The sequence below is a fragment of the Curtobacterium sp. PhB172 genome (genome assembly GCF_003752545.1).
In the GTDB taxonomy this organism is placed as follows: domain Bacteria; phylum Actinomycetota; class Actinomycetes; order Actinomycetales; family Microbacteriaceae; genus Curtobacterium.
The window spans coordinates 155,459-170,493 of record NZ_RKIF01000010.1; the positions used below are offsets into that span (position 1 = coordinate 155,459).

The 15,035-nt window shown below is 70.4% G+C and carries 13 protein-coding genes; 11 read left to right on the top strand and 2 right to left on the bottom strand.

Annotated elements, in window-relative coordinates; all coding sequences use genetic code 11:
* Positions 1–83 precede the first annotated feature (83 nt).
* Positions 84–1,184: a DUF1266 domain-containing protein gene (locus tag EDF42_RS14890; protein WP_123673060.1), complete on the bottom strand. Its 1,101-nt coding sequence runs from the start codon at positions 1,182–1,184 to the stop codon at positions 84–86.
* Positions 1,185–1,210: 26 nt separating this feature from the next.
* Positions 1,211–2,473, bottom strand: coding sequence for a DNA recombination protein RmuC (locus EDF42_RS14895; RefSeq protein WP_123340665.1), 1,263 nt, complete (start codon positions 2,471–2,473; stop codon positions 1,211–1,213).
* A 189-nt stretch (positions 2,474–2,662) separates the two neighbouring features.
* Here EDF42_RS14895 and iolC point away from each other — a divergent pair, with 189 nt between their 5' ends.
* The 11 genes from iolC (at position 2,663) to EDF42_RS14950 (ending at position 14,948) form a co-directional block, all read left to right on the top strand.
* Entirely contained in the window at positions 2,663–3,694 is a 1,032-nt protein-coding gene (gene iolC, locus EDF42_RS14900; protein ID WP_123340666.1) for a 5-dehydro-2-deoxygluconokinase, read from the top strand.
* On the top strand, positions 3,687–4,643 hold the full coding sequence (locus EDF42_RS14905) for a class I fructose-bisphosphate aldolase (RefSeq protein ID WP_260235521.1): 957 nt from the start codon (positions 3,687–3,689) through the stop codon (positions 4,641–4,643). The genes iolC and EDF42_RS14905 overlap by 8 nt, the downstream gene beginning before the upstream one ends.
* Positions 4,640–6,151, top strand: a complete 1,512-nt coding sequence (locus tag EDF42_RS14910; RefSeq protein WP_173169470.1) for a CoA-acylating methylmalonate-semialdehyde dehydrogenase — start codon at positions 4,640–4,642, stop codon at positions 6,149–6,151. The genes EDF42_RS14905 and EDF42_RS14910 overlap by 4 nt, the downstream gene beginning before the upstream one ends.
* An 8-nt stretch (positions 6,152–6,159) precedes the next feature.
* Positions 6,160–7,098, top strand: a complete 939-nt coding sequence (gene iolB / locus EDF42_RS14915; RefSeq protein ID WP_123673062.1) for a 5-deoxy-glucuronate isomerase — start codon at positions 6,160–6,162, stop codon at positions 7,096–7,098.
* Between the two features lie 35 nt (positions 7,099–7,133).
* Entirely contained in the window at positions 7,134–9,041 is a 1,908-nt protein-coding gene (gene iolD / locus EDF42_RS14920) for a 3D-(3,5/4)-trihydroxycyclohexane-1,2-dione acylhydrolase (decyclizing) (protein ID WP_123673260.1), read from the top strand.
* A gap of 51 nt (positions 9,042–9,092) precedes the next feature.
* Positions 9,093–10,019 (top strand): sugar phosphate isomerase/epimerase, encoded by a 927-nt coding sequence (locus EDF42_RS14925; RefSeq protein WP_123340668.1) that lies wholly within the window; start codon positions 9,093–9,095, stop codon positions 10,017–10,019.
* A gap of 50 nt (positions 10,020–10,069) precedes the next feature.
* Positions 10,070–11,101, top strand: coding sequence for a Gfo/Idh/MocA family protein (locus tag EDF42_RS14930; protein WP_123294146.1), 1,032 nt, complete (start codon positions 10,070–10,072; stop codon positions 11,099–11,101).
* 3 nt (positions 11,102–11,104) lie between these two features.
* A complete protein-coding gene (locus EDF42_RS14935; RefSeq protein ID WP_111084937.1) occupies positions 11,105–11,974 on the top strand; it encodes a sugar phosphate isomerase/epimerase in 870 nt (289 codons plus the stop codon).
* A complete protein-coding gene (locus EDF42_RS14940) occupies positions 11,971–13,083 on the top strand; it encodes a transaldolase family protein (protein ID WP_123673064.1) in 1,113 nt (370 codons plus the stop codon). Before EDF42_RS14935 ends, EDF42_RS14940 begins: the two co-directional genes overlap by 4 nt.
* A 141-nt stretch (positions 13,084–13,224) precedes the next feature.
* A complete protein-coding gene (locus tag EDF42_RS14945) occupies positions 13,225–14,418 on the top strand; it encodes a Gfo/Idh/MocA family protein (RefSeq protein ID WP_123673066.1) in 1,194 nt (397 codons plus the stop codon).
* 122 nt (positions 14,419–14,540) lie between these two features.
* Entirely contained in the window at positions 14,541–14,948 is a 408-nt protein-coding gene (locus EDF42_RS14950; protein ID WP_123673068.1) for a tautomerase family protein, read from the top strand.
* Positions 14,949–15,035 lie beyond the last annotated feature (87 nt).

The following is a 15,035-nucleotide window of genomic DNA, read 5'->3' on the forward strand; positions in this document are numbered from 1 at the left end:
GCGGTGGGTTGCTCGAGGCCGTCCGCGCGCTCCCCGGGCACTTCCACACACGAGCCGGCGCCCCGATGAGGGTCCGGTCGCAGTCAGGAGACCGACGCGTCGTCCTCGTCCGCCCACAGCGGGTCGCTGACGGTCCGGGGCAACAGTGCCTCCGGCGACGCAGGCCACGGCAGCCGCGTGACCGGCCAGTCGGAGGCAAAGAGCTCACGCCGCCCGGCATCGAACTCCTGCACCGTCTTGAGCTCGTCGTAGACCAGGGCGTACGCGGCGCGCAGGTTGTCGAAGTAGTCGTCCCACGAGTCGAACAGGGTGAACGCGACGTCGGCGACCAGGTCGATCGACGCCCAGGCATCGTCCTCGCTCAGGAGCCCGGCGGCGTACGCGCCTCGGACGGCGGTGACGGCGTTCTTGACGTCCATCGACCAGAGCAGCTTCGGCGGGCGGTCCGCTCGGCGTTCGAGCAGGCTCGACCCCGCCCAGGGATCGCTGCCGAGCAGCGAGGACAGTCGGGTGAGCCGAGCCTCGCCCTCGGCGGTGCGGCTCAACGCGAGGAACTGCCACGACACGCTCTTCGGACCGAGCAGGTCGACGGCGAAGGCCTGTGCGTCCCGCCCGCTGGCGACCTTGTAGGCCTCATCGAGTTCGCGGCGCAGGACGGTCACGGGCGGCAGGGGAATCGTCACGAAGGGAGAACGTGTGGCGTCCTGCAGGTACTCGCCGCCGAGTTCGATCCGCGCACCGTACGGGGCGAGGGACGCCGGCCACCAGCCCTCGTGGAAGTCGCCGAACGAGGTGAGCGCCAGCTGCTGCAGCCGGCGGACGGGCAGCTCGCGGGCGCCGGTGCGCTCCTGGTACCGCCGCTGTTCCCGCACCGGCAGTCCGATGTCACGCAGCGAGACGATGAAGGTCAACACGAACCACACGACGACGGCGATCAGGAAGCAACGCCACACCGCCTGGATGCCGTACCCGAAGTGCTGCCGGACCTCGTACGGCGCGAGGATCGAGATCAGGAGTACGGCGAAGAACGCGACGATCGCGATCGCCATGATGATCCATGCTGCGGCGCGGTCCCGTCGCCGCCCGGTCTGCTTCCGCGCCCTGGCGACCATCGCCCGGTGCCGCCAGCGTGGACGGACCGGGAACTCGCGGTCGCCGGGATGGTTCTGCAGTGGTTCCCCCATGACGAACGATCGTAGCGAGCGGCCGGTCAGTCCTCGTCGACCGCCCCCACCAGCTCCGGCGCCGTGAGCAACCGCGGCTCGTCCTCGATCGATGCCGGGTCCGCGATCACCTTCGACTCGTCGAGCAGCGACAACCGCCGTGCACTCGGCAGCACCTGCCGCTCGAGCGACCCCACGAACCGGTTGTAGTCGACGACGGAGCCCCGGATCGAACGACCGAGCTTGTCGACGTGCCCCGCCATCGTGGACAGCCGGCCGTAGAGCTCGCGCGAGACGCGGAAGAGCTCGTGCGCTTCTTGCGAGACGACGTCCTGCTGCCACGAGAAGGCCACCGTCTTCAGCACGGACCACAGGGTCACGGGTGAGGCGAGGGCGATGCGCTTGCGGAAGGCGTGGTCGAGCAGTCCGGGGTCGGCGGCGAGGGCGCTCGAGATGAGGGACTCGGACGGGATGAAGGCGACGGTGAGCTCGGGGGAGGCGTCGTACCCGGTCCAGTACTCGCGCGCGGCCAGGGCGTCGACGTGCGCTCGGAGCGCCTTGACGTGCTGCCCGATGAGCGCGTCGCGGCGAGCCCCCTCGGCGCCGGTTGCGGTCGCCGGGATCTCGGCGGCCTGCAGGTAGGCGCTGAACGGCACCTTGGCGTCGACGGCGATGGTCTTGCCACCGGGCAGGTGCACGACCATGTCGGGCCGGGCGGTGCCGGCCGAGGTGGTGACCGAGGACTGCACGTCGAAGTCGACCCGTTCGAGCAACCCGGCCGCCTCGACCACGTTGCGCAGCTGCGTCTCGCCCCACACCCCGCGGGTGCTGTTCGACGACAGGGCGCTGGCCAGGGTGTCGGCCGTGGCGCGCAGGCGTTCCTCGGACTCGGCGGCCGACCGGAGCTGCGCGGACAGGGCGCCGTACTGCTCGCTGCGGGACTGCTCGAGCTCGGCGATCTTCGTGCGCATGACGTCGAGGGTCTGCGCGACGGGGCTGAGGGCGGACAGCACCTTCGACTCGTTCTGGTTCCGGGCCGAGTCGGCGCCGTGCATGCGCTGCACGAGGTGCTCGAGCTCGGCCGCGCGCCGTTCGAGGGAGTCGACCTGTCGGCGGTACTGGGCGTCCTGCGCGTCGAGGCGTTCCTCGGCGTCGCGCCGGACCTCGTCGAGCCGCGTGCGGAGTGCCTCGGCGCTCGCGCGCGACGCTGCGGCGTCGACGCCGGCGCGCGACCGCGCGAGCGACCAGGCGACGACCGCACCGACGGCGATGCCGATCACGAGACCGATGACCAGGGCGAGGATCTGCATGTCGTGACCCTGGCAGAACCCACCGACACCGGGCCTCCCGGCCCACCGATCCCGGGTTTCCTGGCGCAGCGACGCGGCCACCGGCCCGGCGGGACCAGCCCGGCAAACCATGTCATGACATTAGGGCAAACACGGTGTACAGTCGTGAACGTCCGCCGATGAAGCCGCACGGAAGGTCCACCACGTCGCATGACGAACCCCGCTCCCCACGCCTACGACGTGATCACGATGGGACGCGTCAGCGTCGACATCTACCCGCAGCAGACCGGCCCGCTCGAAGACGTCACGACGTTCTCGAAGTCCGTCGGCGGCAGCGCGACCAACGTCGCCATCGCCGCAGCGCGCCACGGTGCCGACGCCGCGGTCATCACCCGCACCGGCAACGACCCCTTCGGCCGGTACATCGCCCGCACCCTGCCGGAGTTCGGCGTCGCGAACGCCTACGTCGAGACGGTCGAGGGGCTGAACACCCCCGTTGCGTTCTGCGAGATCTTCCCGCCGGACGACTTCCCGCTGTACTTCTACCGTGCCCCGAAGGCGCCGGACCTGATGATCACGGCGAAGTCGCTGCCGCTGCACGAGATCGAGCGGGCGAAGATCTTCTGGACCACGGTGACCGGCCTGAGCGAAGAGCCGAGCCGGCAGGCACACCACGTCGCGTACGAAGCGCGCACAGCCGCGCAGAACAGCACGAAGAACCACACCGTCTTGGACCTGGACTACCGCTCGATGTTCTGGTCGAGCCCCGAGGCCGCGACGCGCGAGGTCGCCGTCGCCCTCGAGCACGCCACGGTCGCCGTCGGCAACCGCGAGGAGTGTGAGGTCGCCGTCGGTGAGACCGACCCGGTCCGTGCGGCCGACGCCCTGCTCGAGCGCGGCGTCGAGATCGCCATCGTCAAGCAGGGCCCCAAGGGCGTGCTGGCGAAGACCCGCGACGAGTTCGTCGAGTTCCGCCCGCACCACATCGACGTCGTCAACGGGCTCGGCTCGGGCGACGGCTTCGGCGGCGCGCTGACCCACGGCCTGCTGCAGGGCTGGGGCCTCGAGCGGATCCTCGCCTTCTGCAACGCCGCCGGCGCCATCGTCGCGACCCGGTTCGAGTGCTCGACGGCGATGCCCACGAGCGACGAGATCGAGCAGTTCCTGACCGACAACCCCGCCGAGGGAACGACGCACACGAGCGCGGGTGCGACCAACACCGAGGAGAAGACCCATGCCTGAGATCAGCCCCGCTGACTTCCAGCGCCTCCGGGACATCCGCGCCGGACAGCCCGAACTGGTGCGGTCCGTGCTCGACGCTCGGCACAAGCGCTCCCTGCTCGCCGACGACGGCAAGCTCTTCATCGTCGCCGCCGACCACCCGGCACGCGGTGCCCTGGCGGTCCGGAACGACGAGTCCGCCATGGCCGACCGCTACGACCTGCTCGAGCGGCTCGTCACGGCGCTCGGTCACCCCGGCGTCGACGGGGTGCTCGGGACGCCCGACATCCTCGAGGACCTGGCACTGCTCGGCGCCCTCGACGGCAAGGTCGTCGTCGGGTCGATGAACCGCGGCGGGCTGCGCGGCGCGACGTTCGAGATGGATGACCGCTACACCGCCTACTCGGCGCAGGCCATCAAGGACTCCGGGCTCGACTTCGCAAAGCTCCTGGTGCGCATCGCGCTCGAGGACGCGGGCACGGCCCCGACGCTCGAGGCCACGGCCCGCGCCGTGAGCGAGGCCGCCGCACTCCAGCTGCCGATCATGCTCGAACCGTTCATGTCCGCGTGGCAGGACGGCCGGGTCGTGAACGACCTGACCGCCGACGCCGTCATCACCTCGATGGCGATCGCCGCGGGCCTGGGGGAGTCCAGCGCCTACAGCTGGCTGAAGATCCCCGTCGTCGACGACATGGAGCGGGTGATGGCGGCGACGACGCTGCCGACGCTCCTGCTCGGTGGGGACCCGTCGAGCAAGCCGCTCGAGACGTACGCCAAGTGGGCCGACGCCCTCGCGCTCCCCGGCGTGCGCGGCCTGGTCGTCGGTCGGACCCTGCTCTACCCGCCGGACGGCGACGTCGCCACCGCGGTCGACGTCGCCGCCGGCCTCGTCCACACCGGGAGCGCCGGCACCGGGAACGCCGGCACCACGCACGAACACGCCACCACACTCGAAGGAAGCAACGCATGACCACCACGGAGACCGCCACCACCACCGTCGGCCACTGGATCGGCGGCAAGCACGTCGAGTCCGCGTCGGGCAACAGCGCCCCCGTGTACGACCCGGCCCTGGGCGTCGCGACGAAGCAGGTCGCCCTGGCGAACGAGGACGAGATCCAGGCCGCCATCGCGAGCGCCAAGGCGGCGTTCCCGGCGTGGAGCAACCTGTCGCTCACCAAGCGCCAGCAGATCCTGTTCTCGTTCCGCGAGATCCTGAACCGCGACAAGGGCGAGCTCGCTGAGATCATCACGAGCGAGCACGGCAAGGTCATCGACGACGCCCTGGGTGAGATCGCCCGTGGGCAGGAGGTCGTGGAGCTCGCGACGAACATCCCGAGCCTGCTCAAGGGCGAGTTCTCCGACCAGGTCTCGACCGGCATCGACGTCTACTCGATCCGGCAGCCGCTCGGCGTCGTGGGCATCATCAGCCCCTTCAACTTCCCGGCGATGGTGCCGCTGTGGTTCCTGCCGATCGCGATCGCCGCGGGCAACACCGTCGTACTGAAGCCGTCCGAGAAGGACCCGAGCGCCGCCATCTGGCTCGCCGAGAAGTTCTCCGAGGCCGGTCTCCCCGACGGTGTCTTCAACGTCCTCAACGGCGACAAGCTGAGCGTCGACGGCCTGCTCACGAGCCCCGACGTCGAGTCGATCTCGTTCGTCGGTTCCACGCCGATCGCGCAGTACGTCTACGAGACGGGCACGAAGCACGGCAAGCGCGTGCAGGCCCTGGGCGGCGCGAAGAACCACATGCTGGTGCTGCCGGACGCCGACCTCGACCTGGTCGCGGACAACGCAATCAACGCGGGCTTCGGCTCCGCCGGTGAGCGCTGCATGGCGATCTCGGTCGTCGTCGCCGTCGAGCCGGTGGCCGACGAGCTCATCCAGAAGATCAAGGACCGCGCGGCCACCCTGCGCATCGGCGACGGTCGTCGCGGATGCGACATGGGCCCGCTCGTCACGAAGCAGCACCGTGACAAGGTCGCCTCGTACATCGAGGTCGCAGAGCAGGACGGTGCGGTGGTTGTGGTGGACGGCCGCACCGTCCGACCCGACGGCGACGAGAACGGCTTCTGGCTGGGCCCGACGCTGATCGACCAGGTCCCCACCACGAGCCGCGTCTACACCGAGGAGATCTTCGGCCCGGTGCTGAGCGTCGTCCGCGTCGCCACGTACGAGGAGGGCCTCGAGCTCATCAACTCGGGTGCGTACGGCAACGGAACCGCCATCTTCACCAACGACGGCGGCGCGGCGCGTCGTTTCCAGCGCGACGTGCAGGTCGGCATGATCGGCATCAACGTCCCGATCCCCGTGCCGGTCGCGTACTTCTCGTTCGGCGGTTGGAAGAACTCGCTGTTCGGTGACCACAAGGCGTACGGCGCCGACGGCGTGAGCTTCTTCACCCGCCAGAAGGCGATCACGAGCCGCTGGCTCGACCCGTCGCACGGCGGCATCAACCTCGGCTTCCCGTCGAACAACTGAGCCGCAGCATGGCGAACGAACAGCACGAGCACGAGCACGAGCAGTGGTTCATCCCGAAGGGGAGCCGGCCGGAGGCCGGCTGGACCGACGTCGTCGACGGCCGCATCGCAGGATGGGCGCACACCGGGCTCCGGACCGGCACCCTGACGGACGGTGACCCGACCGGCACGCGCGAGTTGCGCCTCCCGGCCGACGCCGTGGAGCGCATCGTCGTGCCGCTCGCCGGGTCGTTCCACGTGACCTACGCGGGCGCCGCCGGGGACGGCGAGCAGGCCCTGCAGGGACGCGCGAGCGTCTTCGAGGGCCCCACCGACGTCCTGTACCTGGGGTCCGGCACCGCGGCGACGATCACCGGCGCAGGCCGGTTCGCGGTCGCCGAGGCGCCCACCGACACCGTCGAGCCGACCACGTACGTGGCCCGGCAGGACGTGCCGGTGGAGCTCCGCGGTGCCGGGCAGTCCAGCCGCCAGGTGCACAACTTCGGCACCCCGGCGGCCCTCGGCGCCGACAAGTTCATCGTGTGCGAGGTGATCACGCCGGCCGGCAACTGGTCGTCGTACCCGCCGCACAAGCACGACACCAACGTGCCGGGCAAGGAGTCGAACCTCGAGGAGATCTACTACTACGAGTCCGCGGTCGCACGCGGCCTCTCCGCTCCGGCCACCGCCGACCCGTTCGCCCTGCACCGGACCTACGCCTCGGACGACCGTCCGATCGACGAGTTCCGCGAAGTGCGCACCGGTGACATCGCGCTGGTGCCGCACGGCTGGCACGGTCCCGCCGTCGCTGCTCCGGGCTACGACATGTACTACCTGAACGTGATGGCCGGGCCCGACCCGGAGCGCGTCTGGAACATCACCGACGACCCGGCCCACGGCTGGGTCCGCCAGGCCTGGGCGAGCGAGCAGCTCGACCCGCGCCTGCCCTACGAGAAGGAGTCCGCGTGACCACCACCACGCGCGAAGCCGGCGCGACGCGCCGGATGACCGTCGGCCAGGCACTCGTCGAGTTCCTGGCGAACCAGTGGACCGTCGACGGCGACGTCCGCGAACGCACCATCCCGGGGATCTTCGGCATCTTCGGGCACGGCAACGTCGCCGGCGTCGGACAGGCCATCAAGCAGCTCCACGTCGAGCAGCCCGGCCTGCTGCCGTACCACCAGGCCCGCAACGAGCAGGCGATGGTCCACGAGGCCGTCGGCTTCGCCCGCATGCACCGCCGCCGTGCGACCTTCGCAGCGACCGCGTCGGTCGGCCCGGGTGCCGCGAACATGCTCACCGCTGCGGCGCTCGCGACGACGAACCGCCTGCCCGCACTGCTGCTGCCGTCGGACACGTTCGCGACGCGCACCACCGACCCGGTGCTCCAGCAGATCGAGCTGCCGCACGACACCTCGATCCAGGTGACGGACGCGTTCCGTCCGCTGTCGCGCTACTTCGACCGCGTCGAGCGCCCCGAACAGCTGTTCTCGATCGCCCTCGCCGCGATGCGCGTGCTCACCGACCCGGCCGAGACCGGTGCCGTGACCATCGCCCTGCCCGAGGACGTGCAGGCCGAGGAGTTCGACGTCCCCGTCGCGTTCCTGCAGCCGCGCGAGTGGCACATCCGTCGGCCGCTGCCCGAGCACGGGCCGCTGGCGCGTGCGGTCGCCGCGATCCGGGGCGCCCAGCGTCCGGTGATCGTCGCGGGCGGCGGCGTGCTGTACTCCGGCGCGGAGCACGAGCTCGCGGCCTTCGTCGAGGCCACCGGTATCCCGGTCGGTACCTCGCAGGCCGGCGGCGGCTCGCTCGTCTGGGACCACCCGCAGTACCTCGGTGGCATCGGCGCGACCGGCACAGCCGCCGCGAACGCGGTCGCCGCGCAGGCGGACGTCGTGATCGGGATCGGCACGCGCTACAGCGACTTCACGACCGCGTCGCGGACCGCGTTCCAGAACCCGGACGTCACGTTCGTGAACGTCAACGTGGCCGCGTTCGACGCGTACAAGCACGGTTCGCAGCTGCCGCTGATCGCGGATGCCCGGGAGGCCCTGGTCGCGTTGACCGCGGCGCTCGCGTCGTCCGGGTCGTCACCCGCAGAGCCCGCGTTCGTCGTCGACGCCGCCTACGCTGCGGAGATCGCGTCGCTGAAGGAGGCGTGGGACGCAGCCGTCGACGGCGCGTTCACGCCGTCCGGCGCCGATCTGCCCGGTCAGCCGGAGATCATCGGCGCCGTGCAGTCGGTGTCCGACCCGCGCGACGTCGTCATCCAGGCGGCCGGCTCGCTGCCCGGCGACCTGCACAAGCTCTGGCGCGTGCAGGACGCCCTCGGCTACCACGTCGAGTACGCGTTCTCGTGCATGGGCTACGAGATCGCCGGCGGCATCGGCGTCCGTCGTGGCGCCCCGGACCGCGACGCGATCGTCATGGTCGGCGACGGCAGCTACCTCATGCTGCACACCGAGCTCGTCACCGCCGTGGCCGAGGGCATCAAGATCATCGTCGTGCTCATCCAGAACCACGGGTACGCGTCGATCGGGCACCTGTCCGAGACCGTCGGGTCCGAGCGCTACGGCACGAAGTACCGCTACCTGGACGAGACGCAGTCGTTCGACAACGGCGACCCGCTGCCGGTCGACCTCGCGGCGAACGCGCGGTCGTACGGCGTCGACGTGATCGAGGTCCAGCCCGGCCCGGACAGCATCGAGGACCTCAAGGCCGCGGTGCGCCAGGCGAAGGCGAACGACCACACCACCCTCGTGCACATCAACTCGGACCCGCTGGTCTACGCCCCCGAGGGCGACGGCTGGTGGGACGTGCCGGTGGCGCAGACCTCGACGCTGTCGAGCACGCAGACCGCCCGCGCCGAGTACGAGCAGCAAGTCGCCGCGCAGCGCCCGCTGCTCGGCTGAGCACCACCGTCCACCACACGCACCACATCCAGAAAGCAGACGACTCTCGTCATGACCGACACCGCCACCGCCACCGACGCCATCCGGATCGGCACCGCCCCCGACTCGTGGGGCGTCTGGTTCCCCGACGACCCCAAGCAGGTGCCGTGGAAGCGCTTCCTCGACGAAGCGGCCGCAGCCGGGTACGAGTGGATCGAGCTCGGACCGTACGGCTACCTGCCGACCGACCCGTCGCAGCTGTCGGACGAGCTCGAGTCGCGCGGGCTGAAGCTGTCCGCCGGAACGGTGTTCACCGGGTTCCACAAGGGCGAGGACCAGTTCCAGCGTGCCTGGGACCAGGCCGTGGCGGTCGCGGGTCTGGCGGCGAAGCTCGGCGCCCAGCACCTCGTGACGATCCCGGACCTGTGGCGCTCGGACGCCACGGAAGAGGTCCTCGAGTCGCGCACCCTGACCGACGAGCAGTGGGACCGCCTCGGCAAGGGGCACGACCAGCTCGGCAAGGCGCTGCTCGAGGAGTACGGCGTCCACCAGCAGTTCCACACCCACGCGGACAGCCACGTCGGCACCTACAAGGAGACCGTGCGGTTCCTCGAGGTGACGAACCCCGAGTACACGAACCTCTGCCTCGACACCGGCCACTTCGCGTACTACGGCGGCGACAACCTCAAGCTCATCGCCGCACACCCGGAGCGCATCGGCTACCTGCACCTCAAGCAGGTCGACACCGACCTGCTGTTCGACGTGCTGAAGAACGACGTGCCGTTCGCCACCGCCGTGTCGCAGGGGATCATGACCGAGCCGCCGCACGGCACCCCGGAGCTCGGCCCGATCATCGAGGCGGTCGCGAAGATCAACCCGGACATCTTCGGCATCGTCGAGCAGGACATGTACGGCTGCTCGGTCGACGCCCCCGGCCCGATCGCCGAGCGCACCTTCCAGCACATCTTCGGTTCCACGTCCGCCGCCCGCGTGTCCTGACCGGCCCCAGCAGCCGTCCACGCAGCGTCATCTACCCCAGGAGCACCGCCATGAGCACCACTGACAACCTCCGCGTCGCCGTCGTCGGCGCGGGCGCCATGGGCAGCGACCACATCCGTCGCATCACCTCGACCATCGCCGGCGCCGACGTCGTCGCGATCGTCGACCCGGACACCGGCCGTGCGACCGCCGCCGCGGCGAAGGCGCCCGGCGCGATCACCGCGGCATCGTTCGAGGAGGCGCTCGACGCCACCCCGATCGACGCCGTCATCGTAGCGACGCCCGGCTTCCTGCACGAGCCGGTCCTGGTGCCGGCGATCGAGCGCGGTCTCGCCGTCCTGTGCGAGAAGCCGCTGACGACCTCGGCCGAGGACTCGTTGCGGATCGTCGAGCTCGAGCAGGCGACGTCCGACCGTCCGAAGATCCAGGTCGGCTTCATGCGCCGCTTCGACAAGGGCTACCAGGAGCTGCGCGCCCTGCGCGAGTCCGGGGCCAACGGCGCCCTGCTCGCGCTGCACCACGCGCACCGGAACCCGACCACGCCGCCGAACTTCAGCGAGTCGATGCTCATCCACGACTCGGTGATCCACGAGATCGACATCATCCCGTTCATCACGGGCGAGGCGATCACGAGCGTCGAGGTCAAGAAGCCCCGCAAGAACTCGCTCGCGCCAGCCGACCTGCCCGAGCCGCAGTTCGTGTTGTTCACCACCGAGTCCGGCACCATGGCGATCGTCGAGATCAACGTGAACGCCCAGTTCGGCTACCAGGTCACGACCGACGCGGTGTTCGAGTCCGGGGTCGCGTACATCGGCCGCGAGACCTCGCTCAACCTCGTGTCGCAAGGCGTCTCCGGCCAGGGCGTCACCCCGTCGTTCGTCGAGCGCTTCGGTGCCGCGTACGACGAAGAGGTGCAGCGCTGGGTCGACGCCGCGCGCACCGGTGGCATCGACGGCCCGAGCGCCTGGGACGGCTACACGGCGTCGGTCGTCGCCGAGGTCGCCGTGCGTGCGCAACAGTCCGGTGCGCTCGAGCCGATCACGTACGCCACGGCGAAGCCCGCGTTCTACGAGACGGCCTGATCGATGCCGAAGATCGCACTCGACCCCACGCCCTACCACCACGACCTGTCGCTGCTGGAGTTCCCGCAGAAGGTGGCCGACCTCGGCTACGAGTACCTGCAGCTCACCCCGCACAAGGACTTCATCCCGTTCTACCGGCACCCCACGGCCGACGACGACCTCGTCGACGCGTTCGCCGCGGCGTGCACGACGGCCGGGGTCCAGGTCGCGTCGGTCCTGCCCGTCCTGCGCTGGGCCGGCCCGGACAAGGAGGCCCGCGAGGCCGCCGTCAAGAAGTGGAAGCGGGTCATCGAGATCACGAAGCGCCTGGGCGTGGACACGATCAACACGGAGTTCTCCGGCCGCCCCGAGCGTGCTGAGGAGTCCGAGGACCAGTTCCACTGGGCGATGGAGGAGCTCCTGCCGATCATCGAGGACTCCGGCATCCGGGTCCTCATCGACCCGCACCCCGACGACTTCGTCGAGGACGGGCTCGAGGCGCTCCGGGTGATCCGCGGGCTGAACTCGAAGAGCATCGGCTTCGTCTACGTCGCATGCCACACGTTCCACTACGGCGGCAACATGGACGAGATCATCGACGCCGCGGGCGACTCGCTGCAGCTCGTGCACGTCGCCGACGCGTACGACCACCACCGGTCGCACGGCCTGCGCTACATCACCAACCCGCCCGGCAACCCGGTCCGCGTGCACCAGCACCTGCCGGTCGGCCAGGCGGACGTCGACTTCGACGCCTTCTGGGCCGCCCTCGACCGGGTCGGCTTCACGGCGCGCGAGGACACCGTCGCGGTGTCGAGCGTCTTCGCCGAGGACGAGAACGCCGACCAGGTCTCGCGCTTCCAGCTCGACACGATCAAGAAGGGACTCACACGATGACCGACACCCTCTCGTCACCGGCGACCACCGACGCCGACGTCCGACCCGTCACACTACAGGCCGCGTCGCAGACCGTGACCGCCCTGTGGAACGACTCCGCCGACCCGCGCGAACTGTCCACCGCGATCCACGAGTACGGCGCCGTCGGGGCGACCTGCAACCCGGTGATCGCGTACACCTGCATCAAGCAGGACCCGGAGACCTGGGTGCCGCGCATCCGCGAGATCGCCGCGGAGCACCCGACCGCGGGGGAGTCCTGGATCGGTTGGAAGGCCGTCGAGGAGCTCTCCATCGCGGCAGCCGAACAGCTGCTGCCCGCGTTCGAGGCGTCCGGCGGCCGCAACGGTCGCCTGTCGATGCAGACCGACCCGCGGTTCCACCGCGACGCCGACGCCCTGGTCGAGCAGGCCGTGCGGTTCTCGCAGCTCGCCCCGAACATCATCGTGAAGATCCCCGCCACCACGGTCGGCATCGCCGCGATCGAGGAGGCCGCCTACCGCGGGGTCTCGATCAACGCGACGGTGTCGTTCACGGTGCCGCAGGTCGTCGCCGTCGGTGAGGCCATCGAGCGTGCGCTCGACCGTCGTGCCGCCGACGGGCTGCCCGACCAGGAGTTCGGCCACGTCGTCACGCTGATGGCCGGCCGGTTCGACGACTGGCTGAAGACCGTCGTCAAGCGGGACCACGTCATGGTCGACCCCGGCATCCTCGAGTGGGCCGGCGTCGCCGCGGTGAAGAACGCCTACCGGGTGTTCCAGGAGCGTGGCTTCCGGTCGCGCGTGCTCGTCGCCGCCTTCCGGAACGCCCTGCAGTGGTCGGAGTTCCAGGGCGGGGACCTCGTCGTCTCGCCGCCGTTCCAGTGGACGAAGGACATCAACGCGAACGCGTTCCCGTTCCGTCCGGACGCCATCCACGACGAGGTGCCGGCCGACGTCATCGCGGCTCTGCGCGCGGCGACGCCCGAGTTCGCGCGCGGGTACGACGTCGACGGCATGACGATCGACGAGTTCGACCGGTTCGGGGCCACGGTGACGACGCTGCGCCAGTTCCTCGACGCCGACGCGCAGCTCGACGCCCTGGTGCGGGACATCATCTTCCCGCCGAACTGAGCCACTTCGTGAGCAGAAGACGTCGGGTCGCCCCAGGTGACCCGACGTCTTCTGCTCACGGTCTTTGTACTGACAAACCACGAGCGATCCCGTACGATGGTTGTCGCGCTCCAATCGGCGCCCACGAACGAAGGAGTTCCCATGGACAGCATCGGTGTCGGCCTCGTCTCGGTCGGCTGGATGGGGCGGCTGCACTCCCGCGCCTACCGCGCCCTGCCGGACCACTTCCCGGAGCTCGGCGTGCAGCCCCGCCTCGTCGTCGCCGCGGACCCGATCGAGGCCGCACGCGACCAGGCCGTCACCCGCCTGGGCTACGAGCGGGCTGTCGCGGACTACCACGAGGTCCTCGCCGACCCGGCCGTCGACGTCGTGTCGATCTGCTCGCCGAACTTCCTGCACCGCGAGATGGCGGTCGCCGCCGCCGAGGCCGGCAAGCCGTTCTGGATCGAGAAGCCGATGGGCCGCTACGCCAGCGACTCCCGGCAGATCCACGAGGCCGTCCAGCGCGCGGGCGTCATCACGAGCGTCGGGTTCAACTACCGGCACGCCCCCGCGATCGAGCGGGCGCGCGAACTCGTCCGCAGCGGCCGCCTCGGTCGGATCACGAACGTGCGCGGGTCGCTGCTCGCCGACTACTCGTCGGACCCCGCGGCGCCGCTGACCTGGCGCTTCGAGCGTGAGCGTGCCGGTTCGGGCGTGCTCGGCGACCTGCTCTCGCACGGCCTCGACCTGGCGCAGTACGTCGTCGGTCGGATCGCCAGCGTGAGCGCGCTCGCCGAGACCTTCATCCAGGAGCGCCCGAAGCCAGCAGCGGGCATCGTCGACCGGAGCGCCGCCGCCACCGGCGACCTCGGCCGCGTCGAGAACGAGGACTACGCCGCCCTGCTCTTCCGCTTCGAGGACGGCGCCGTCGGCACCATGGACTCGAGCCGCGTCATGCGGGGGCCGCACGCCGAGTACACGCTCGAGATCTACGGCACCAAGGGTTCGGTGCGGTGGGACTTCCAACGGCTCAACGAGCTCGAGGTGTACCTCGACGGCCAAGAGGTCGACGGCTACGCCACGCACTACGTCGCCGCGGGTGACGGCGAGTTCGCGCGCTTCCAGCCCGGCGCCGGCACGGCCATGGGCTACGACGACCTGAAGACGATCGAGGCCGCCCAGTTCATCGCGAGCGTCCGCCGCGGGGAGCAGCTCGCCCCGTCCGTCGCTGACGGGCTGGCTGCTGCGTCCATCGTCGAGGCGGCGGAGGCGTCCCTCGCCGACGGTGCGTGGCACGACGTCGCGCGCGTCGACGGACCGCTCACCTACGCGGCGGCGACCCCCGTGCTCTAGACGGTCGCGGACGACGGACGGGAGGCGCGGTGCCAGCTGGCACCGCGCCTCCCGTCCGTCTGTTGCTGGGTCTCGATCCATGTTAGTTTGTCAGGACAAAGTCCCGAACTGCAGGAGGCACCATGCCGCTCGTCCGTATCGACCTCGCCACCGGCCGCACGCCGGAGGCGGTGCGCGCCATCGCCGACGCGATCCACCAGGCCATCGTCGGCGTGTACGCGATCCCCGTGCGCGACCGGTTCCAGGTGATCACCGAGCACCCGGCGCAGCAGATCATCGCCGAGGACGCCGGCCTGGGGTTCGAGCGCACCGAGGGCGTCGTCATGATCCAGGTCTTCACGCAGCGCGGGCGCACCGACGAGGCGAAGACGACGCTGTACGCGGCCATCCACGACGCCCTGGCGGCGATCGGTGTCGCGTCCGAGGACGTCTTCATCGGCTACGTCGAGAACGGGCCGCAGGACTGGTCGTTCGGCTTCGGCCGTGCCCAGTACGTGACCGGCGAGCTCGGCGTGCCCGCGCCCGCTTGAGCGGGGCCGTCCGTCCCGGTCCCGAGGTTCCGAAATCTCGGCATCTCGAGGCGTCCGGCGCTCGTCCGTGGAACCTCGGCGTCACGC

What these genes read in the sequence shown, in the direction of transcription:
- EDF42_RS14930 (WP_123294146.1), top strand. Translation starts at nt 10,070, where the DNA reads ATGAGCACCACTGACAACCTCCGCGTCGCCGTCGTCGGCGCGGGCGCC.
- iolC (WP_123340666.1), top strand. Translation starts at nt 2,663, where the DNA reads ATGACGAACCCCGCTCCCCACGCCTACGACGTGATCACGATGGGACGC.
- EDF42_RS14935 (WP_111084937.1), top strand. Translation starts at nt 11,105, where the DNA reads ATGCCGAAGATCGCACTCGACCCCACGCCCTACCACCACGACCTGTCG.
- EDF42_RS14950 (WP_123673068.1), top strand. Translation starts at nt 14,541, where the DNA reads ATGCCGCTCGTCCGTATCGACCTCGCCACCGGCCGCACGCCGGAGGCG.
- EDF42_RS14890 (WP_123673060.1), bottom strand. Translation starts at nt 1,184, where the DNA reads ATGGGGGAACCACTGCAGAACCATCCCGGCGACCGCGAGTTCCCGGTC.
- EDF42_RS14945 (WP_123673066.1), top strand. Translation starts at nt 13,225, where the DNA reads ATGGACAGCATCGGTGTCGGCCTCGTCTCGGTCGGCTGGATGGGGCGG.
- EDF42_RS14940 (WP_123673064.1), top strand. Translation starts at nt 11,971, where the DNA reads ATGACCGACACCCTCTCGTCACCGGCGACCACCGACGCCGACGTCCGA.
- EDF42_RS14905 (WP_260235521.1), top strand. Translation starts at nt 3,687, where the DNA reads ATGCCTGAGATCAGCCCCGCTGACTTCCAGCGCCTCCGGGACATCCGC.
- EDF42_RS14925 (WP_123340668.1), top strand. Translation starts at nt 9,093, where the DNA reads ATGACCGACACCGCCACCGCCACCGACGCCATCCGGATCGGCACCGCC.
- iolB (WP_123673062.1), top strand. Translation starts at nt 6,160, where the DNA reads ATGGCGAACGAACAGCACGAGCACGAGCACGAGCAGTGGTTCATCCCG.
- EDF42_RS14910 (WP_173169470.1), top strand. Translation starts at nt 4,640, where the DNA reads ATGACCACCACGGAGACCGCCACCACCACCGTCGGCCACTGGATCGGC.
- EDF42_RS14895 (WP_123340665.1), bottom strand. Translation starts at nt 2,473, where the DNA reads ATGCAGATCCTCGCCCTGGTCATCGGTCTCGTGATCGGCATCGCCGTC.
- iolD (WP_123673260.1), top strand. Translation starts at nt 7,134, where the DNA reads ATGACCGTCGGCCAGGCACTCGTCGAGTTCCTGGCGAACCAGTGGACC.